General features: G+C 58.1%; 8 protein-coding genes, 5 tRNA genes and 1 pseudogene. 9 read left to right on the top strand and 5 right to left on the bottom strand.

Features of this window, described 5'->3' with window-relative positions:
• Positions 1–121 precede the first annotated feature (121 nt).
• Positions 122–890: pseudogene (locus tag QIY50_17930) on the bottom strand (hypothetical protein).
• A gap of 326 nt (positions 891–1216) precedes the next feature.
• Here QIY50_17930 and QIY50_17935 point away from each other — a divergent pair.
• From QIY50_17935 to QIY50_17955, 5 genes are all read left to right on the top strand, one after another.
• Positions 1217–1292, top strand: a tRNA-Glu gene (locus tag QIY50_17935).
• 4 nt (positions 1293–1296) lie between these two features.
• A tRNA-Gly gene (locus QIY50_17940) sits at positions 1297–1372 on the top strand.
• Positions 1373–1463: 91 nt separating this feature from the next.
• Positions 1464–1539, top strand: a tRNA-Glu gene (locus QIY50_17945).
• 3 nt (positions 1540–1542) lie between these two features.
• A tRNA-Gly gene (locus QIY50_17950) sits at positions 1543–1618 on the top strand.
• A gap of 86 nt (positions 1619–1704) precedes the next feature.
• A tRNA-Gly gene (locus QIY50_17955) sits at positions 1705–1780 on the top strand.
• A gap of 109 nt (positions 1781–1889) precedes the next feature.
• Here QIY50_17955 and QIY50_17960 read toward each other — a convergent pair.
• The 4 genes from QIY50_17960 to QIY50_17975 all read right to left on the bottom strand — a co-directional run bounded on the left by QIY50_17960 (position 1890) and on the right by QIY50_17975 (position 12070).
• Positions 1890–2978, bottom strand: a complete 1089-nt coding sequence (locus QIY50_17960) for a fimbrial protein (GenBank protein WGV19272.1) — start codon at positions 2976–2978, stop codon at positions 1890–1892.
• Complete coding sequence (locus QIY50_17965) at positions 2975–5500, bottom strand: fimbria/pilus outer membrane usher protein (protein WGV19273.1); 2526 nt, start codon at positions 5498–5500, stop codon at positions 2975–2977. The genes QIY50_17960 and QIY50_17965 overlap by 4 nt, the downstream gene beginning before the upstream one ends.
• 253 nt (positions 5501–5753) lie before the next feature.
• Positions 5754–10688, bottom strand: a complete 4935-nt coding sequence (locus QIY50_17970) for an RHS repeat-associated core domain-containing protein (protein WGV19274.1) — start codon at positions 10686–10688, stop codon at positions 5754–5756.
• Positions 10689–10843: 155 nt separating this feature from the next.
• On the bottom strand, positions 10844–12070 hold the full coding sequence (locus QIY50_17975) for a hypothetical protein (GenBank protein WGV19275.1): 1227 nt from the start codon (positions 12068–12070) through the stop codon (positions 10844–10846).
• A 217-nt stretch (positions 12071–12287) separates the two neighbouring features.
• Here QIY50_17975 and QIY50_17980 point away from each other — a divergent pair, with 217 nt between their 5' ends.
• The 4 genes from QIY50_17980 (at position 12288) to QIY50_17995 (ending at position 21199) form a co-directional block, all read left to right on the top strand.
• The gene (locus QIY50_17980; protein WGV19276.1) at positions 12288–13088 is read left to right on the top strand and encodes a hypothetical protein; all 801 of its coding nucleotides are present in this window, start codon (positions 12288–12290) and stop codon (positions 13086–13088) included.
• A complete protein-coding gene (locus QIY50_17985; GenBank protein ID WGV19277.1) occupies positions 13072–14088 on the top strand; it encodes a hypothetical protein in 1017 nt (338 codons plus the stop codon). Before QIY50_17980 ends, QIY50_17985 begins: the two co-directional genes overlap by 17 nt.
• Before the next feature lie 127 nt (positions 14089–14215).
• Entirely contained in the window at positions 14216–17209 is a 2994-nt protein-coding gene (locus QIY50_17990; protein WGV19278.1) for a hypothetical protein, read from the top strand.
• Between the two features lie 27 nt (positions 17210–17236).
• Positions 17237–21199 carry an RHS repeat protein gene (locus QIY50_17995; GenBank protein WGV19279.1) on the top strand — a complete coding sequence of 1321 codons (3963 nt, stop codon included), beginning with the start codon at positions 17237–17239 and terminating at the stop codon, positions 21197–21199.
• Positions 21200–21354: the final 155 nt, after the last annotated feature.

The following is a 21354-nucleotide window of genomic DNA, read 5'->3' on the forward strand; positions in this document are numbered from 1 at the left end:
GCGCCTGTGCCTGCCACTTCGCGGGCTTGCCCGCTTCCACAGATAATGCACCGCCCTCAGGCCTGGTGCGATCCCTGTGGGAGCGGGCAAGCCCGCGAAGAGGCCGGCACAGGTTCAAACATCAGTCGTACATCACCTTCTTCTTCCAGGTCTCGTCCTCATCGGTCTTGAGCCCCTGGGTCAGTTCGTTCTGCTCATCGTCCGCCGGGGCCATGCGGTCCAGCACCTGCGCGTTGGCACGGGCCAGCAGTTTTTCCAGGTACGTCAGCTGCTCTTCATACACCTTGGGCTCCGGCTGCTTGCGCAGGTACTGCACGCCGCGCTCGAAGGCCAGGCGCGCCTGGCCTGGCTGGTTCTTCTGCAGGGCCTGCTGGCCGAGGTTGTTGAAGAACTCGATATGCAGCAGCACCAGGATATGGCGGATTTCCTTGATCCATTGCTTGGCCTCGGGCGTCGGCAGGAAGCCCTCTTGCGCGGCGCGGGTCACCTGATTGTGCAGGGCCTCCAACAGGAAGCGCACATCCTTGGCCTTGATCTCGGTCTGGATCGCGGTTGGGCGGGTTGTTCACCGGAATCTGCGTGCCCTGGGCAATCAACCCCTCCAGTTCGGCAATGCGCGCCTTCAGTTCGGCGTTATGCTTGTCCATCGCCAGTTGGCGCTGATTGAGGTTGAGCTCCAGGCGAGTCAGCAGCAGCTTCAGCGCCGGGGTCATGAACTGGCCGGGGAAGGTCTCGGTGATTTCGCCACAGCGGCGCAGGCGGTCGGCCAGTTCGACCTTCATCCGGGCACGCTCGAGCTTGCCGTTCTCGACCACGTTGTTGAGGTAGCCGATCACGATCAGCAACGCGATACCCGCCACGATGAGCAGGGTGATCAGAAGTGGTGTCACCGTTAATGCCTCATTGAAGAAGAATTACAGCTTTGAGTGTAGTGAGTTTGCCTGGGGGCGAATAGCGGCTATATGCCTGTGCTGGCCCTTTCGTAGCACAAGGCTGCTCCTACCGGTACTGCATCGCCCTCAGGCTCCCCTCTCTCTATATCGACAACCCCGCCAGCATCTGCACCCCAACCCAGCCGGAAGTCATTGATTTAAATAAATTTCTACAAAGGGGTTGACGCCTGTACGAACCCTCCATAGAATGCGCGCCACTTGCAGCGTAAAGCGCACAGCGAAACGCGGCAGGGAGTGAAAGCAGGCAGTAATGCCAGCAGCGTGTCCCCTTCGTCTAGTGGCCTAGGACACCGCCCTTTCACGGCGGTAACAGGGGTTCGAGTCCCCTAGGGGACGCCACATTGCGGGAATAGCTCAGTTGGTAGAGCACGACCTTGCCAAGGTCGGGGTCGCGAGTTCGAGTCTCGTTTCCCGCTCCAGTTTCTCCGGCACTGCTTAACGGCGGGGCAGGAAAAGAAAATCCAGGCTGAATCGTGAGGTTCTGTTCTGGTGCACTGAAAAGTGTTGTGTGTCCCCTTCGTCTAGTGGCCTAGGACACCGCCCTTTCACGGCGGTAACAGGGGTTCGAGTCCCCTAGGGGACGCCATTTGCGGGAATAGCTCAGTTGGTAGAGCACGACCTTGCCAAGGTCGGGGTCGCGAGTTCGAGTCTCGTTTCCCGCTCCAGTTTAAATACTGTGGCGTTCGCACGGTGCAGTGGTGGTGAAGGTCGTCAAGGCGCTTCACGCCGATTAGCGGTAAAGCTTCAAATTGCGGGAATAGCTCAGTTGGTAGAGCACGACCTTGCCAAGGTCGGGGTCGCGAGTTCGAGTCTCGTTTCCCGCTCCAAACATGTAACGCAAAAAGGAACCTTCGGGTTCCTTTTTGCGTTTTTGCGTGCCTGGTTTACTGCTCCTGGCTGCACGAATACGGCATTCGCGCTGCCAGGGCAGGCCGTTCAGCGATAACTGATGGTGAAGTCGAGTGCGCCTTTGGCCACGCCAGGGCCGACCCGGTCGTCCGTTTGATAGAAATGCGCACGATACGACAGGCGGGTGTTCGGTAGCTCAAGTTTCTTGTTGGTCGAAACGTGCTCCGCCAACGGCACAGGATTGCCCAATTCATCGGTGATCTGGATGCCGATGCCTTTGGCTGTCGAGCCATTGCCCAGGCTGAACAGGCCCTGTTTCGGGTCGAGCGCGACCGAACCGTCGGTGCCTGTCAGGTAGATATAGGCGGTGGCTGTGCTCGACATCGGATCGTCTTGACATTCGCTCAAGGTAATGTGGAATGGTACCCCGGGGTTGGGCAAGGTAGTGCCTTTACCTGGAAAATCCGCCACGGTGTGGCTGCCCAAGTCCACAGGGGCGGGACTGACGGCACCGTTTTTCAGCATGCACTGCGCCTGGTTGAGGTTGCCGCTGATGCGCAGGCGAAAGGCATCCGCTACATCCGAGGTGCTGCCGCGAGCCACCTCTTCATCGAGCGTGATCGGCCCGGCTGCGATTGACCCAATCTTTACCAGTGTGACGCTCATGCTGATCGGGCCGATCTTGATCGGTGTGCCCATGCTGGTCATGTTGGTGCCGCTGTAAGGTAGCAAGGTGCTGACCGTGCTCGGCGTGAAGGTGTTGGGCGCTCCGCCATTGAACGGGTGGTCCAGTTCGACCACGGCGCCAACCCCCGGTATGCGGGTTCTGATGACCCGGTTGGCAAATCGCCCGTTGCCGAGCCGCACTGGCACGTCGTGGGCGAACGGGGCGGTGTAGTCGGCGTGGGCTTCCAGCAGGCGGTCGGCGCTGTTGTGGCACTCGACGACCCGATTGCCCGGGTCGTCCACGACGGGAACCCGCAGGTGGCTAATCGGTTCGCCGACCGGCAGATCCCTGGGGACCCACACGTCATTGAAATTTGCCGTGAATGTAGCGGGGCCAGGGCCATTGATGATTTTACAGCCTGACGCGGCGTAGGCGGCCGGCAGGTGAATGAGTGGCAGGCTGGCCAGCAACAAGGTTGGCAACAGGGGGCAGCGAGGGAAGGCGTTCATTGGCTTTTCCAGTCGGGTGTGGCTTGGCAGTGCAAGGTCTGCAGGCGGTAGCCTTGTTCAAGTGGCAAGGTGGTGGGGGTGATCATGAAGCGGCACAGCTGCTCGCTGCCTGAGGTCCACCTGGCCTGCAGTTGCTGCTGCTCAAGGTCGGTGGCCACCAGTGCCTGGCCCCCTTGGCCGACAACCGCCAGTACCTGGCCCTGGGCATCGCTGACCTGCGCGCCAAACGGCAAGGGGTGGCCGTCGGCTTGCAACAGGGTCAGCACCAGGCGGTTGACCCGGCGCGCCGGGAATTCGGCCAGCACCACCGCACCGCGGCGTGGCACCACCTGGGTGGCGCCGTTGTCGATTTCGATTTCCGGGTCGAGCTGGTCCAGTTGCAGCACCAGCTGGTTGGCGCGATAGGGCCGCATGTACGGTGCCAGTGCATAGCCTGCGTGGTTGGTTTTGCCCTGTTGTGCCTGGCCAACGCCAACCCCGGCGATGCCCGGCACGTGCACCACGGCGTTGGTTTCGCCCATGAACGGTGCCAGCAGCATGCCGCCGCGGTGTGCCAACAAGGCACCGCTGGCGCTCAGCGACAGGTTGCGGTAGTCGGCGGCTTCGCTGTAGCCCATGCCGTAGTTGGCCTGGTTGCCCTGGTAGGCCAGCGACAGGCTGCCGCTGCGCTGGCTGTCGTTGGCCAGCGTGGCTCGGTAATTCAGGCGACGCTCGTCGAAGTGGCCGCTGAGGCTGGCGCGTTCGCTGTGTTTGCCGGCGCTGTGCTGCAGGTCGAAGGTGGCGCTGGAGGCGTGGGCGAAGTCCAGCGGCAAGGTAATGCCCAGGCCGATGATGCGGTCGTTGTCGCGTGACGAACTGAGCGATTGCGAGGCAAACAGGTTGAGGCTGATGTTGTGCGGCAGTTGCGTGTTGTATTGCAACTGGTACTGGCGCCGTTGCAGGCTGCTGTGCCAGTAGTCGTCCTGCGACAAGGTCAGGCTGAGCGCGCCAGCGCTGCCCAGGTGATGGTACACCGAGGCTTCCAGGCGGCTGCGGCGGTTGCCCAGGTACAGGTCGGAAGCATTGCGCTGCTGCACGGCTTCGTCGTAGTCGCGGTAACCGACGGTGGAGTAGCGATAGCCGGCAAAGCGCAGGCTGGTGCCGTTGTCGAAGGCCTTGCCGTAGCGGGCCGAGAAGCTGTTGCCCTGCACTTCGCCCAAGGCCGGGCCAAGGTCGCTGGTGGCCTGGGTAATGTCCAGCGACAGTGCGCCGAGCGCGCCAAAGTCCCGCCCCAGGCCGAGAGTGGTGGCGCGGTAGTAGTCACCGCCTAGCACACCGGCGTACAGCGTGCTGTCCCAGCCGATGCCGCGGGCCAAGGTGGCTTGCCACAATGCCGGCGCGTCGGCCTGGTAGGCGCCGTGGTAGCGGCCCACGGCCAGGTCGTAGCGCCACACGCCGGCGCGCATCAGGTTGCTGAGGGTAGAGTAGGGCTGGATGAAGCGGCGCACCTGGCCATCGGCTTCGGTCAGCACTACTTCCAGCTCGCCGCTGCTGGCACCTACCGCCAGGTCGTCGATTTCGTAGGGGCCGGGTGCGACGAAGGTGGAGTACAGTGGGTAACCGTTCTGCAGCACCTCCAGTTTGGCGTAGGTTTGCGCCACGCCGCGCAACACCGGGGCGTAATTTTGCATGGCGTCGGGCAGCATTTCGCTGTCGGAGGCCAGCTTCACCCCCTTGAATGGCAAGCTGCGGAAGATTTCGCCCTGGGTGAAGGTTTCGCCGAGGGTGAGGGTGCCCCAGCGCGCTGGCAGGTCGCGCTGGGCGTAGGTATTGCTGCGCGTCCAGCGCATATCGCCTTGCTGGTTTTCGCGCAGCGCCTGCTGGCTGCGCAGGCGCCAGCCGTACAGGTTGACGCCGCTGTTCAGGTACAGGTCCTGGCTGTTGCGGCTGCCGCTGCCGCGCCGGTTGCTGTGCTGGGTGGAGGCCTGGTAGTTGACGAAGGCGGCGTTGATGCCGTCGTCCCAGAGGCTTTCGGCGACGGTGCCGCTGCTGTCGCGGCGCAGGTACGACTGCGGGATCGACAGGTGCAGGCGCAGTTTGCCGGTATCGAGGTCGGCACTGGCGCCGGGCAGTTGCGTGGCCAGGTCGATGCAGCCGCCAGCGGTGCCGGCTTGCCTGGCGGTCAGGTTTTGCTCCCGCACGCCGAGTTCGCCCAGCAGCCCGGCGCTCAGGCAAGGCTCCAGGGTCTGGCCATCGCCGCTCTCGTCGAGGTTGATTTCGTGTTTGCCCTGCGGGCTGAGGTTGACGTACAGCTCCAGTGCATAGCGGCCGGCGGCGAGCGGCCGCTGCTCGGCCAGGGCCCGCAAGGCGAGGGCGCCAGCATCGGCCGGTTGCCCTGGGCTTTGGCGGATGAAGCCGGGCTCGAACTGCAGGTCGGGCGGGGCGGCCAGGGCTGGCAGGTTCAAAAGGCTGGCGCCAAGCGCGGGGAGGTGGAAAAAGCGCAGGCGTGACAGCGCCTGCCGGCGTATGTGGGGCTTGAGCATGACGGATGCCTGGGTTGGACGTTGGAGCGCGGCGGTCAGGTGGTGCCGACGGTGGCAAGCGAGGCGTAGTTGGCTTGGGCGAGGCGGTCGCTTGGTGGGGAGGGAGGATAAGGAGCAGTGTGGGGTAGGGCTGTAGGGTTAGTCTGGGGGGCGGGGGGATAAGTCGGCGATTGGGTAAGCTCCGGAAACCGAGCAATAGCGAAGCCGATGATGCAGACAGGCGCAGTCCACATCATCGGCGTTGTTAAGAAAATTAGGTAGCAGGTCTGGCTAACCAGCTATCCATGAGGCCAGCAGCAATTTCTCTTTGAGAAAATGCCGCCTTGTGTAGGCCGTTTTTTGAACGGATCTCAACAAGCCCCCCCATATCAAACATTTCATAGCCAGGAGGCAGCGGCGTTGCATCGGTACTCACGCTTTGGACATTTTCAGGTGCTTGAAGAGAGTTGCGCCGTGAGTTGCTTGGTGAATCGAGAGGTGTTATTGGGGCACTGTATGGTTCGGACAAGCTATTGGATGCTCGGCGTGATTCAGAGTTATTGATATCACCGATATCCACATTATCCGTTTGGACACCGGCAGACTGCGTGCTTGCTGCCTCGGGTGCCGAACTTTGGCGCCGTAATGTCCCACCATCGCCATCGCCACCGCCATTCCCGGCCCCGGCCCCGTTCGCCTCGGCAAGCCTGGCTTTCTTGGCAGCCTTGGCCTTATCGATCCCACCTTTGGCCATCCCTGCTGACAAAAACGCCAAACCGATGATCGACAGTGACAAGGAGCCAATGACAAGTTTCTTTTTCTTCTTCGGGTCTTTCGTAAACTCCGCAGCAACCTGCGTAGCCGCCGCTGCAACTGTTGCGGTTACACCCACAGCTATTATGGCCATGGTCAGAGGGGTGGCGGCACCCGCTGTGGCAACGGCAAAGCCGACGGTCAATGCCACGTTCATCACCATAATGCCAATGTTCAACCAGAACTCAGCCCCGCGCTTTTCCTTCGTTTTTTTCGGGTCCTCGTTCGAGCCCCAGCCGCGGCTGTAATGCCCGGTGGGGTCCTGGAACATCACCGGGTTGTCCATGCAGTACACGTACGGGTTGATACCGCCCACTTCAGGGTCTACGTTGTCCGGGCTCTGGAAGCGCATGAGGCGCGTGTTGTAGGCGCGGTAGCCACACCCCAGCAGGTACCAGCCCAGCACGCGCTCGCAGGCTTCGGCATTGAAGCCCAGCATGCCGAGCAACTGGCTATCTACCGCCTCGCCATAGGCACTGTAGTTTGCTTCGTGCACGGTATCGTCGCTCGCGCACTCGGCCAGCACGCTGTTGCTGTTATTGGCCATGTACAGGCGTGTTTCGTTGCTTGTGCCCGACTGTTGCAGGCCCAGCGGCAACTCGCCAGCGCACAGGTACTGGGTCAGCAGGCCATCGCGCAAGGTGCTGCTGACGCGATAGCCCTCGTAATGGCGTCGCTCTTCGGCTTCCGTGCCATGGCGCACGGCTAGCAGCTTGCCGTGGCCGTCGTAGCGATAGCTGGCCAGGGCCGTGCCATCCTGGGCGGTGACTTTGGCCAGGTAGCCGGTGTCTTCGTCGTACTCCAGGCGGTTGCCCTGCTCGTCCTTGAGCATGTTGCCGTCGGCGTCGTAGTCGTCCAGGTTAAAAGTTACCAGTGCGTCGTAATCGTCAGTCAGCGAGTGACTGACGCTCTTCAACTGGAAGGGTGACTCTGTGTGGTATTCGTAGAACGCGTCGTCGGTTTTGCCATCTGCGAATTCGGTGAAGCAGAGCAGGATGTTGTCGTATGCGTCGAATTCCCACATCTGGTTAGTGATCGCGCGGCCCTTGCTATTGGTCGGCAAAAGGCTGCCTTCACACTTGTGGTTGTACAGGCGATCACGGTTATCGTAATCGAAGGTCTCCGTCAGCACGGTCTGACCGGCCTTGATCAGCTCGCGGCTGGCCAGCATGTTGTCGCCGCGCCACTTTTGTACGACTGTGCGCTCATCGAGCACTTGCTCTTTGCCGTTGGCGTCAAGCCGGGTCAGCTTCAGGGCCCGCGAAGTTTCCCGGCGGCGATGGTCGTAGGCGTGTGTGCACAGCAATTGCTGCACGCTGTCGGGCTTGGCGCTGCTGGTGGTCAATGTGGTGTGCAACAGGCCTGCACTGTTGTAAGTAAGTACCGCGTGCAACGTGCCTTGGCTGATGGAGGTCAGCCTCTCGAGTTCATCGTATTCATATACTTTGCGACAGTTGTCGCTGTCGCTGCTTTCCAGCAAGAGCCCTTGCAGCGAGGTAAGGTAAGTGCGCGTGTAGTTGTCGCCTGGTTGTTTGCCCGCCCAGCTTTCACTCAGCAGGTAGCCCTGGTCGGTGTAGCCGTAGCTGTGGGTACCTTGCTCGTTCTGCGCTTCGGTGATCGCGGCCGAGGCCATGCTGTATTTGAATTTCGACGGCTTCTGGTTTTTCCCCACGAGAATATCCGTTGGAGCAGTGCCGACCGCCAGGTCGTATTTATAGGTCATGGTGCGGCCAGATTTCATCACCCGCTTTTCTGGCAGCATCTGTTCATCAGGGTATTCCCGCGTTTCCTGATACGGGCCAACGGTCATGCTGACCAGGCGGTCGATGTCATCGAACTCGCGCGTGCACACTGGAATGCCTTTAGCGTTTGGCGCAGGGTGCAACAGCAGGCTTGTCGCCAGTTCATCGGTACTGTGGCGGGCAAACGTCCGGCTCAGTGCCGAGTCATCGGCGCGATCGGTGCGCTGCACGCGCCCCCACACATCGTACTGGTAGGTGGTGGTGCGGGTCTCGTTGATGCGCGCAGTTCGCTTGCCACTTGCCGGCACGGCAAATGTATGGGTTTCCTCCACGCTACGGCCAAAGCCGTCATAGCGGTAGGCGCGCGTGGACTCTACGGTACCTTGCTCGTCCAGCAGTTGCACTTGCTCGGGTTTGTCGAAGCGGTTGAAGGTGGTAATGCTCAGGTTTTTGCGCATTCGGGGTTGGTCAGGGTACCGCTCCCAGGTGGTGACGATATCGCCGTCGGTACCGAACGGAGAGCGGTCGGTGAACTCGATCACCCGGTCCGGGCGTTTGGTCGCGCAGCGGTTGCCCCAGTTGTCGTATCGGTGGGTGCTGGTCAAGGCGCGTTCGCCAGTGGGCAGGTGGTCGTAGGTGGTTTCTTCGGCCAGCTGGCCGAACGCGTTGTACTTGGCTGACCACACTTCATACGTCTGCTTTGCCCTGGTTTGCGAACCCACCGCCTCGCATACCCGCTCTTCCTTGATGGGGCGGTTGAGCCCGTCGAACAGCATTCGGCTGATTACGCCCAGGTTGTCCTCGGTTTCCTGGTAGTTTCGGTCAGCCGATACCCTGTAGCGGTACTCGATTTTTGCCTTCCGATCCATATCGTCCGGGGCGGAGGTTTCGCTGATTGGGCGATTGCTGGCGTCGTAGCTGTAGCGTGTGACCGTCTTGTGCATGTCCAGGTTTTCCAGCACCTGGCCGGTCAATGCATGCTTGCTTTGTTTCGATACCTTCTGGTGCTGGTCGTAGCCGGTGGTGGTCTGGGTGGTCTGGAACACTTCGCCCAATGCCGGGTGGGTGTTCAGACCGTACTTCCACTCGACGGTGGTGGGCGCGCTGGCCAGTACTTTGCCCAGTTCAGTGCCGTCATGCTCGCCAATCAGGGTGGTGACGCGTTTGCTCAAACGCCCGTGCAATTGCGTGTTGCTGGGGGTGTCGAGATAGCAACGTTCGACTGTGGTGATTTCGCGAGGTGTTTTGGCATCGCTGGCGTCAAATACATGCTCCGTGACCATGGCTACCCAGGTAGCGGCAATCTTGCCCCGTTCCGGCACGTCTGGGCGGCCATATGCAATATCCCGCGCGGCATAGGTGAAATCCGTGCGCAATGGAATGGCCCCTTTTTCAACTTTGTCAGCGTCGCTCGGGTGGACCGTCTGGCTTTTAACATGTTTCTTGAAGCCGTTGGGTTCGGCAGGGCATCTGCCGGGTTCGCCCTCGGCGGGGAAATATTTCAGCTCGGTGTACGAGCCGTCCGTGCGGATTTCCTTGGTAAGGTTGCCGTCGTCGTCGTATTCGGTGGTGACAAACTCGCTGCGTTTCTTATTGGCATCATCTTCCATCTCCCAGGCGGTGGTCACCGTTCTGGCCATCTGGAAAGTCGGCGGCTGCTTGCTGAAGGGGTCAGTAAGCTTCCCATGATAGGCGATGGTGGTGCGGGTAATTTCCTTGCCCTGCTTGCGAACTTCCGAGGTGGTGCGGTGGAAGCGGTCGTAGTGGGTTTTGACGGTGCGGTCAGCCTGGCCCTCGCAGCGCTGGGTGGTCATGCTCCAGTAGCTGTACTCCGGTTTCACCACTTCGTACAAATTGTCTTGGCCGTTGTTGCGCCAGGTAATGCCGCTGCCATTGCCCATGTAGTTTTCAGCGGAGTAGTCATAGTCGGTGCACATTTCCGGTTGGCCATGCCCGGGGTCGACACGGTGGCGCTTGACCCGTGGCAGCTTCCTGGTAACGTTCGGCAACGCGTGGCCGGGGTCGCCGTCCACGCCATACTCGATATTCTCCACTGCCCCGCTGGGTGAGATTACCTTGGTCACACAGGTTTGCCTGTGCACGGTGCGGTACTCGAATGCCCACTGGGTCTGGTCGGGCATCACGGCGTACCGCAATTCCCGCCCGATGAATTGCAACACATGGCTCGCGCGTACGTCGTCGGCGTCCGGGTAGCGGATGAACTCGATAGCTCCGCCATATTTAACCTCCAACAGCCGGTGCCCTTTGCCTTCACCTTCGGCATGGCCATTGCGCACTTCCGTCAGGCAGAACCAGCCCGGGATATTTGGGTTGCTGGCATACTTCAACTCGATCCATTGCCCGGTGGGTGCGTAGATGCGCGTCGGCAACGCCGCGCGTTGTGTGCCGGCGCCCATGGTTTCGAGTATTTCGACCACACCGCTGCGGTGCACTACGCGGAAGCGGCCATCGCCATCCTTGTGAAAATGGAAGGTATCGAGTTTTTTCTCGCTGATGCCTTCGATGCCATCGACGGTGAACTGTTCACCGGTAAACAGCGACAAGGCGCTGCCGCCTTCAGGGTAGGCATGCTCGACAAAACGGGACAGGTTCAGGTCCCAGCCTTCGCCGTAGCCGACATCGCCCCCGCCCATGGAGTTGTAGGCCAGGCTCAGCGAAAAATTCGGCCCGGCACCGCTGTCAGCGACCAGCTCAGGGATCGGTATGCTCAACCCATATTGCCCGGTACGTGGGTCGACACGGTTCTCGACTGCGAAGTTGTCGGCGTTGGAATATACGGCGCTGCTGCTCATGGCGTCACCTGCGCTTTGGTGTGGGTGGGGTAGTACAACTTGGCGCAACGGTATACGGTGTCGCCGTGTTCATCGGACTTGTGCGCGCGGCCAATCATGACTTCGTCGCTAGCGCATTTGAAGTTGGAGTCACTTTCTTTTACCGACACTTCCCATGGGCCAGGTTCTACAATGAGCCTGTTCACTTTGTCTTCATCTATTTCGTTAATGTAGAACTCGGCGCAGGTATAGTTGGTCAGGCCATTTTCATCGCCTTGGTGATCTCGGCCGATCAGGATACTGTCTGTTGGGCAAGTGAAATAGATGGGGTCGACCTTTTCTTTGTGGTAGGTGACCGCTTCGTGGCAGTCTTTGTCGTGAGGCTCTTTGTCCACCTCGTCAGGTTTGCGCCTGCCACACTCGGGAAAGCTTGAGCTTTTGAAGCTTTGTCGCATCAGGATATTATCAGTGCCATTGCCTTTGATTACGGTGCAGTGGGTGTCGGTAGGTTCTTTTTCATCGCCTTTATGCTGGCGGCCTGTTATCGCGCTGCCTGGAGGACAAAGTACATCGCTCTTTTCTTCGCTAGGTCTATTGATCGTGGTGGTTTCTCCAAGTTCTACGGTTTTTAGTTCAGGTATGTGCTCGCCCTCGGAAATGGTTACTTTTACGCAGCTTAGCCTGCGCGTGACGCGATCTGAGTCATTATATGCTTTGTCGGCCATTTTGAAGCCGATCGGTTTGTTGCCTTCTCCGTTCTCGTAATAGATGGTCTGGCCTTTATCAAATCTAAGCAAGCGATCTATGCCTATTTCTGGAAGTTTTGACGGATTGCGTGTGGTTACCAGTTTTATGTAGAAGTTTTTGTTGTCTTCAGGGTCATCGTACTTGTAGGAATTGCTGTCCATGGTGGTGTTGCACCACCAGTCATCCGTCAGCAGAATCTCAGCAGCGGAGGGGATATCTTCCATGATTATTTCACTGGGTTGCATGTCATAGCAGTTACCGACACCGGCACCGCCTTTATCGCTCAGGGATAGCATCACGGTTTTGCCGGCCCCGGCAGCGGGGATACTCAGGGTGCATTCTCTCTGCCCGTAATCGCCGATGGGCGCTGAAATCAGGGTCAGTGTGCCTGCGCTGGCGTACGGACTAAACAAGCCCGTCAGCACAAGCGTTAAGGCGGGAATAAGGAGTTGCGCTGAAGCCGGTCGAGGCGGGCTACGCCTTGTCACATTGATCATGATCAAGTTCCTTCAGGTGTGAAAGTTTACTGAGCAGCCCGCGAACCTTCGCAAGGTCGGGCTGGTTACGCTCAGGCTAAAACACATGGCTGCCGGCTGACACCTATCAGAAATAACAGGTGGGGCGCTGGTCGGTACCTAGTATTTTTGCCAGTAGTGGAGTGGCAGCGAGAGGGGTAAAACTGGGCCCTGGCAAGCCTGATAAGGAGTAAGCGTAATGAATATAAATGCGCAGAGCCGCGCAGTCGCCATGCGGACGGGAGGCGCAAGTTCAAGAAACCCGAAGCCGGTTATTGAAGGCTTGACGCAGAACCTGGAAGTGGACTTGGCGGCATTGGGCAACGGTGACCTCAAGGCCACAATCCAAGGCGCAGGGCTGCAGCCTGGTGATAAGGTTTATTCCAATTGGCGAGGGTTGAATTCGGCGGGGGAACCCTTTGACTGCATAGGGGAGCTCACCTTGGTTAGCGACCCAAATAACGTCGTCGTAACCATAAATAATGATGTCGTAGTTGATGCTAAGGACGGTTATGCTTTTTTGTCTTATCAAGTAAATTCTGTTACAGCGGAAGAGTCCTTGCGGCAGTTTTGCTATGTTGGCTTGCGCGCGCCTAGTAGATTGCCGGTGGTGCAGATACTGCAATCTCACGACCTGAACATTGACAAGGATGAATTGCAGCAGTACGCCAACGTGGTGACGCCAGCTTGCCAGGCCATTCAGCAAGTTGCTGAGGCTAAACTGACAGTTCGACGGTTCAGGAGCACTGGTTCTGAGTTGTCAAAACTTGAAAAGCAATTGCCTCGTGATCAGAAGTTCGACGGTGAGCCACTGGAATGGCTGATTCCGAAGGCGGACCTGAACACCGTCGACGTCGGTGGGCGGATTGAAATCAGCTACACCATCACACTCAAGGACGGCGGCGAACTTGCGCCATCACGCGTGCAAAAGTTCGTGATCAGCGGCCCGACGGACCCCGGTCACGCTACTGCCTGCACCGCAAGTGGGCGATGGCAGTGACCCCATCGACCCTGGCAGCTACCCCGACGGTGTGCAGGTGCATATCAAGGGTTATCCGAACGCTGCGGTGGGTGATTACCTGCTGCTGGCCTGGGTTATGCCATCAGGTGAGGCGCATGTGCAAGTTACCCGCCTGGATGAAAGTAGCCTTGTGGCCGGACAGTTTACCCTGCGTATTGAACAGGCTGTGTTGTCTGCCAGTATCGGCGCGGTGCAGGTGTATTACCAGTACGGCCGGGAAGGTGCCTCGTTGACCTCACAGGTGCAGTCACTGGTGGTGAGGGCGCCCCGTGTCGTGCCTCCCATGCCAACAGTGAGGGGTAGCAAGCAGCTGGAGGGCAACGAGTATGACATCTATGCCTTCGACATCCGGAGAAATGGCGCCGATATCATCATTCCCGCAGAGGCCGATTTACTCCCGAATGAAGACTTTGAAGTGCACTGGCAAGGTGAACCGAACGGTGGCCGTACAGTGATCTACCACCCAACTGCGGAGGGCCCGCGGGTATTTAACGTTCCGCCTGAATTCGTCGGGGCCAATATGGGCAATGAGGCGTCGAAACGTTTCGACGTGTTTTATCGGATCGTGGACCGTGAAACGCCGCAGCATTGGGATAGCAAGCCGGTAAAACTGCTGGTGCTGCCATTGGAGAAGTCTAATTTCCCGATTATTGATTCCCCTGATGCGGATTTGCAGGGGAATCTGCAACTGAAACCTGAGGGGGCGAGGCTGAATTTGAAACCGTGGGCGTTCATTAAAAAAGATCAACTATTGAGTATCCACGTTTCAGGGATAGGCCTTGAGCCAGCCGACGAATTTGTGCGAAAGGACGTGCCGGTTAAAGAGGCGGAAGTCACGGAGGGTGTCGTCGATATGCTGAGTTATGACCTGCTGAAAAAGCTGGAACCGAATGAAAAATTCAAAGTGTGGGCCAGTGTCAAGTTTGATGGCGTCACCCCCTGGGAGTTCCCGTGGCAAGGTCTGACGGTGAAGGCATGAGGATGAAACATACCTGCATGCCATCGGCTATGGGTGCTGACGCAGCAGGGGAAACATGGCCAGTCACTAAACGTTATTCACGTTTGTTTACAGGGCCGCACACGCCCAGTACTTCGAGGTATTGAACATGTTAGACCTTACCAAAGAACAAATCGTCCAGCGCCTGTCGGGCGGCACGGTAATGCGGGGCTGGTCGGCTATCGCCGTACTGGGACGCGATCAGATCAACCGGCTGTTGCGTGACCAGTGGCTGCAACGCCTTGCCGAGCAGTCGTTCATCGCACCCATGAACAAACAGTTCGACCTGGATGAAGGCGGTGAATTGCGTGGTGAGCTGCGCAACGTGATGTTCGGCCCGCCACAACTCTCGTTCGAAAATGCAACCTTGCTTTCGTCGAACACCACCATGCGTATGTCTTTCCTCTCGGCTGATTATGTCCAGCATGCCCATTTGCCGAGCAGCCCGCCCATCCTGTTACGGTCCATGAGTGTGAATGAGGCCATGGGCTATGGGGTCAGCGCGCAGGTGGAGCTGAAGTTGCAGCAGAGTGAGGGTGCGCGTTACACCCGGCTGATGCTGGAGCTTTCCGATGCTCATACCAATACGCTGGAAAGCAATCTGGGCACCACACCCTATGCCTCGAAACAAATTGGCAAGGAGGTGTTCAGCCATTGGCTGGCGCAGCCCGGCAGCCGCCAGACCTACACCTTGGCCGAGTTCGATCGCGAAGACTACGCTTCGCTGTCGCCCAGAAGCGTCAAGGCGTTGACCCAGATGGCGCCGTGGGGGGCCAGGACCGACAAGGCTTTCAAAGACAAGGCCCCCAGCGAAGGTGATGGCGCCGTGGTCTTGATGATGCAGTTGCGCTCGCATCTGCTCCAGGGCACGTTGCCGCAGGTGGGCGACGATTTCCCTTATCTGCTTCCCGGTACGGCGGCTGCAGGTGCCGAGTATTCATGCACGCTGTTGCTGGACCCGGTCAACCAGGACAAACCCGCCGAGCCATTGGCCCGGGTACTCAGGCCTGTGAGCATGCCTAACGCGCATCGCTATACGCACAATGCCAGTGACAAATTCGTACCGGCCGATGTGGTCGGCTTTGGCCAGATTTCGCCTTCTGAAGGTACCTTCCGGGTAGAGCCGGATGTAGCCAGTACCGTGGCAGACGGGCGCGTGTCGTTCAAGCTCAAGGGTGGCGCGTCCCAAGGTGAAGTGGCTGTCGATAGCTGGTCGACCAGCAACCTGAGGCGGGTGGCGGCCAGTGGCACCATCACCGATGCGGGCAGCTTCACGTCAGGCAACGCGGGCGGGTTCGTCGCCGACAGCCAGGTCTCGCTGGTTACTGCGGAGCTTACCGATGGTACGGGTGACAAGCAGTCACGCGGTGCGCTGGTGGTCGAGCAGGTGAGCCCGGTGCAGATCTCGCCCCGGGTGATGGCCACCGGTGCCAACGGGGTACCTATCCAGCTGTCTGCGGCAAGCGTGGGTGGCGGTAAAATAACCTGGAAGAAGGTTGAAACACCGGCAGCGCTGCGCGCTTCACAGGGGCCTGAGCGGCCTGTCAATCCCGGCAAGCACGACCTGGCAGGTGTTTACGCGTCGGACCTGGGCGAATTGAAAGACCTGGGCAATGGCCGGGCCAGCTTTACCCCGGCAAAGATCGAAGCTGGCAAGCCGGAAATCCTGTTCCAGGTTATCCGCGCCACGGACGAAAGCACCCAGGCGTTTGCCGAGGCGACCGTGGTTATCGTGACCTGGCCCCAAGTGTTGTCGGTCGAGCCCTTCCATGTAGCGGACTACAAACCGAACACATTAAAGCCTTTCACCGTCAAGGGTACCCCAGCGGGTGTGACCTGGCACTGGTTTGGCGAGGGCAAAGTAGACCAGAGCGGCGTTTACACGCCACCCCAGGCACCCAAATTGCCAGTTACGGTTGTCATGGCCGATATCAATGACTTCAACAGCGGTTACGCAATCATCGAGCACCCGCCCGTAGTGCAGATGAAGTCGGCGATCAATACCTGGGATGATATTCTTAGGTTCCATGTCGAATTGCTCAGTTCCAACATTTGTTCAGACAACGGTATGCAGCAGATAGTAGTACTGGTAACCATTGAGACAAAGATGCACGGCACGGGCGAGGCGCCGCCGATCAGCGATAAAGAACTGGCAAGCCTGTGGCTGTTCAACGAAGAAAATAACAAGCCACTCGAGTTCCTGATTGACGATCTAGCGGGGTTGGAGCCGGTCACAGACTATACAAAAGGAACTTGGGGGGTCGGCAAGGAGCCCAACATTGTTGGGCCGCGTTCTTTATTGAGGCAGGAAGAAACAGCCGCTAACAATAGCACCCGAACCAAGCGTTTCTACCTGCACAGCACCACCCGGGGAAAATTGACTGTTGCAGCCGCGTTCACAGGAGATGACAACGTTCCTTATCCGTCTACCAAATATACTGACGGTGTCAACACTGTATCGGTGGTGTCTGAGCGCTCGACATTATTTGACGGCGATGCCTATACGTTTGGGCGTGTCGGTGTCAAAGGTTGGGAAGGTGTTCCTGATGGCGATTTCGACCGGGCAGATGACACCACTGATTACTGGAAGTTGGTGTCAGCAAAAGGTGAGGACTTCAAGGTACGGAAGTTCTTGCGTCTGAGGTTTGATGAAGGCAGCGCGGTATCAATGATCCGTTGGGAGTCCAACCAGCGCAAGGAAAAGTACTGCAGCTTTACCAGTTTTGCCTTCAAGCCATACGAAGGGCCGGAACAGAGCCCGGGCAATCCGGAAGATCCGGCGAAGTTCCTGGTCTATGATGGCTTGCTGCAAGCGTTAGTGAAAATAGTGACTGACAGTGACAGCTATCTGGATACCGAGTTGGTGACTTCTAAACAGCCTGAGCGGGGCGAAGTGTGTTTTGCATTGCATCGAGTTTCGAACCTGCCGATTTATTACGACAGTGAGCACACTGAAGAGCAAAAATTTCGAGCCATACTGGAAGAGCCTTTGCTGTTTAGTGTGATGGATACAGACGGTAATTGGCATAAGCTGAAGGTTTCTTTCAAGCCGGACGCGGAGGGCGGAGCGGGTCGCTCCAATCTGACGCTTGACGTCCGCTAATTTTAACTTTATTTCAGGTGGCATTTCATGTCTGGCAAAACAGCATTGCACTCCGGTGCGTTCAATTTCTTGAGTTTCATCAGTAATCGTGTCGATCCGCGTACCGGCCAGTATGGCCTGAGTATCGAGTTGCCGGTGTTGCGCGGTGATTATCTGGGGGGGGCGAATTTCCCGTTGAGGCTCACCTACAGCTCGATGGGCGCGGGCGACTTTGGTTATGGTGCCGGTTGGGATATCAACCTGAGCAGTTTTATCGAGGACGCTTACCCTGACGGTCTCGGTGCGCTTTCGTTATATACCGGTGAACGTTTCACGGTAAAGAGTGTGGGCGATATCCTCGAGAAAAGACTGGATACGTTCCACTTCCACAAGGATGGCGAAGGGCTGTATCGGGTCGAACACAAGGACGCACAACTGACTGAAGTGCTGCAGCGCAGCAAAATTGGTACGCAGAAACTGGCGCTGCCGGTAAAGCTGTATGCCGATTCCAGGCGGTGGCTGGAATTTGAGTACCAGGATAGCCCGCACTTACCCGGTACCCCCTGCCTGAGTGAAGTGTATGAATCCGGCGTGGATATGCAGAAGCGGCGTCGCCTGCTGTTGATCGAGTACGCGGCCAACATGATCATCACCTTGCACCCGGACGACCCTGCGGCACAAGCCAGTTACATGCTTGAATTCAATGGACGGGAGCTTAGACGTGTACTGCTGCCCACCGATGAACTGGCGTATTGGGAATTCCATTATCAGCCGGTGCACGGGCAAATCTGTGTCAGCCGTGTACGTACACCGACGGGCGCATTGGAGCATATTGAATATGGTGTAGACGGCGACCCTGGCCACAAATTGCCAAAAGTTGATCAGTATCTGCCGCGGGTCAAGCGCCACCGTATCTTTGCCAAGCCAGGCCAGGCCGACAGCGAGACGGTGATCGAGTACGACTATTCCTCGACCAACTTCGTGGGCAATGGCAGCACGATCACCTGGAACAACAATGGCCGGGATAACCTCTACGACGTGACCGACCCTAAGTATACCTATTGGAGTAAAACCAAGGAACGCTGCCCTGGGCAGCGAGACCGCAGCGTTTTGCGAACTTACGACCGCTTCCACCGCAGTATCGAGGAAAAACAGGTTCAGGGCAGGTGCGAGATTACCACGGTTACCAGTTACCCAGGTGAAGTGACAGACCCGTTCGACAAGCAGCCTGCGAACTTCCAGCTGCCATGGGTGTCGACCCGGCGCTGGCAACTCGATGGCAGTGTGGTGTCTGGCAAGAGCGAACACACCACCCTGTACGACGAGTTTGGCAATTTGATCAGCGAATTGGCTGCCACCGGTGTGGAGACGGTGTACACGTATTACCCGGCCAAGGGTGAACCCGGCAAGTGCCCGGAAGACCCTCAGGGCTTTGTACGCTGGCGTAAAAGCCAAACCATCAAGCCGGCCAGAAAAGGCGAAGGCGCAGCTGCAACCGTCCATACCGACTATCTGTACAAGGCGCTTGACCCGATTTCCCTGCCTCCTGACACACCTGAATATATCGTCAAGCCGTGGCTCGTGCCGACTGAAGAGCATCTTGTAGCTTTGGAGGGTGAGGCCAGGTTGCCGCTAAGCCAAACCATTACCCAGTACCATGAGTCCATGGATGACTTGCTGAGTTATGGCCGGCCGGCCAAGACCACCTTCACCATGGGCGGCAAGAATACGGCCACCTGGTACAGCTACACCACGGAGGTGGTGGAGCGTCATCGGGCCCTGGTGACCACTCATGTAGTGCAGGGCTTCGACCATAAACATAAGCTCGAAGATGGAACTGAACGCGATGTGCAGAAAACGTTCACCCTGAAGCACTCGGCTTTGATCGGGGAGCCCTTGCTCAACCGGGATGACAACGATGTGGAAATTGCTTATGCCTATGATCGCCTGGCCCGTGTGATCAAGGAAACGGTTGCGCCAAACGATCCCCTTTACAAGGCATCCCGCACTTACAGCTACCGGCTGGCCGTGCGTGATGAGCCGGCTGTGCAGACCGCGACCGATGTCAAAGGTGTCACCACCCGCTCGATGCTCGATGGGCTGGGCCGCGTGTACGAAGAGCAGCGCATGGATGCCGACAGCGCTCAAGTGTGGCGACGCCAGCAATATCGCAAGAGCTACTCCGCTACTTACAACGCTTATGGCCAGCTTGTCGAAGAAACCGAATACGACTGGATGGCGGATGCGGTTGATGGCCAAGGTATTCACCGTGCAGTGGACCTTGTGCTGCAGACCTCATATGGCTACGACGACTGGGGCCAGCAGACATGGCAAAAGGGGCCAGACGAAATTTACCATTACGAGGTAACAGACCCGGTCGGCAACGAAGCATCGGCCTGCATGCCTATCAAGCGAAGCTGGCGCGTGTCTGCCGATGGCTCTGTTGAAAGTGGTGTGACCGAAACCTGGCTCAACCGTTTCGAAGAGGCCACCCGGGTCAGGCGCTTCAAGACCGCGCAAGATACCGTTGCGTACAGCGAGCATACCTATCATCACGATGGCCTGGGCCGTGTGGTACGGGAAGTGGCTGCCGACAAGGCCACCACGTACAACACCTACGACGCCTTTGGCCGCTTGCTGAAACAGACGCTCCCTGACGGTTCGCAGGTAAACCGACGTTATGCGGCCTTCGACAGTGGCGACCTTCCTGAATACATCGATGTCAATGGCACGGAACTGGGCACGCAAACATTCGATGGTCTCAAGCGGCTCTACTTGTCTGACACCGGTGGGCGCAAGCGCACCCTGTACTACAAGCCTGGGCAGAACCGGCCAGAGAAGGTGTTCACGCCCGCCAAGCAATGGGTCAGTTACAAGTATAACCCTGTGTTGGGTGAAGAACCGTTGGAGCGGGTATCCGGCCCGTTCACCGCCGATTATGTCTACGACCCGGAAAACGCCCGGATGACGCGCTGTGTAGAAGATGGCCAAGTCTTGGAGCGAGAGTATTTCAGTACCGGGCAGATGAAGTGGGAGGAACGTATCGAGCATGAGGGTACGGAGGATGAACAGCGATTCAAAATGTTTTATGAGTTCAGCTATCGCGAACGAATGTTGAGCTACAAAGATGTATTGGACCAGAGGCAGGATTATCAGTATGACGCTGCCGGGCGCTTGCAGATGACCAGCCTGGGTTCGACGGTAGCACTGTTTGAGTACGACAAGTTGGGTAGAACCTCGAAAATTGAAACGCGTGATGGTGAGAACTACCTGATCACCGCGTTGGAGTATGACGAATTTGACCGTGAGAGGCTGCGCCGTTTCGATATGAAGGGTGAAGTTCAGACGTTGATCCAGGGTTATGATGAGTGTGACCGCATCGCGGTGAAAACGCTGTGGCCAGGGGAACCGGAGGAAGACGACCTGCGTCAGGCCGACCTGTACGCTGATCGTGTGCGGGGCAAGCTGTATCAGCCTGCCGTATCGGCAGACGTCAATGAGCGTTTAAAGCGCATCTATGCACAACATGAACCCTTCAATTCGGGGGCGGAGGGGGTGCTGAAGGAACATAATGGCTGGCTCCGGAACGAAGTTTATGCTTACGACAGTCGCGGTCGCCTGTATGACTACAAGTGCAGTGGTACCTTGTCACCGGTCGACCCGCAAGGGCACGAAATTCGCACCCAGGCATTTGAGTTTGATCCGTTGGACAATATTATTTTGGTCATCACCGAACTGACGGATAAGGTCACACAGCAACCGGGTGAGAATGTGGCCGAGTACTTCTTCGAGTATCGAGACCCCGCGCAGCTCAGCAGGATAACCAACAGCTATCCAGGTTATACAGCCGAGGCGCGGTTGCATTACGACGACGACGGCAACCTCGACGATGATGGTGAGGGCATGCAGATGCAGTATGACCCCACTGGCCGCCTGAGGTCTGTGGTCAAGGCAGGGGTAACCTCACAATATTATTTTGATGGCTTGGATCGTTTGAGTGGGCAAAGTTAACCCAGAGCTTGTAGTAGCGTTACCCGCTGAAAGCCCGCGCTAGCGCGGGCTTTTTATTGTTTCAGGCAATATACGGATTGTACAAAGGCCGTGTTGGCAACTGACAAAACTGCCAGTTGTGCGGGAGGGGGGCGAGGATTTCAATAACCCTGTAC

The organism is Pseudomonas putida, from assembly GCA_029953615.1.
GTDB lineage: Bacteria > Pseudomonadota > Gammaproteobacteria > Pseudomonadales > Pseudomonadaceae > Aquipseudomonas.

Coding starts and splice junctions, on each gene's coding strand:
- QIY50_17960 (WGV19272.1), bottom strand. CDS start 2,978: ATGAACGCCTTCCCTCGCTGCCCCCTGTTGCCAACCTTGTTGCTGGCC.
- QIY50_17965 (WGV19273.1), bottom strand. CDS start 5,500: ATGCTCAAGCCCCACATACGCCGGCAGGCGCTGTCACGCCTGCGCTTT.
- QIY50_17970 (WGV19274.1), bottom strand. CDS start 10,688: ATGGGCGGGGGCGATGTCGGCTACGGCGAAGGCTGGGACCTGAACCTG.
- QIY50_17975 (WGV19275.1), bottom strand. CDS start 12,070: ATGATCAATGTGACAAGGCGTAGCCCGCCTCGACCGGCTTCAGCGCAA.
- QIY50_17980 (WGV19276.1), top strand. CDS start 12,288: ATGAATATAAATGCGCAGAGCCGCGCAGTCGCCATGCGGACGGGAGGC.
- QIY50_17990 (WGV19278.1), top strand. CDS start 14,216: ATGTTAGACCTTACCAAAGAACAAATCGTCCAGCGCCTGTCGGGCGGC.
- QIY50_17995 (WGV19279.1), top strand. CDS start 17,237: ATGTCTGGCAAAACAGCATTGCACTCCGGTGCGTTCAATTTCTTGAGT.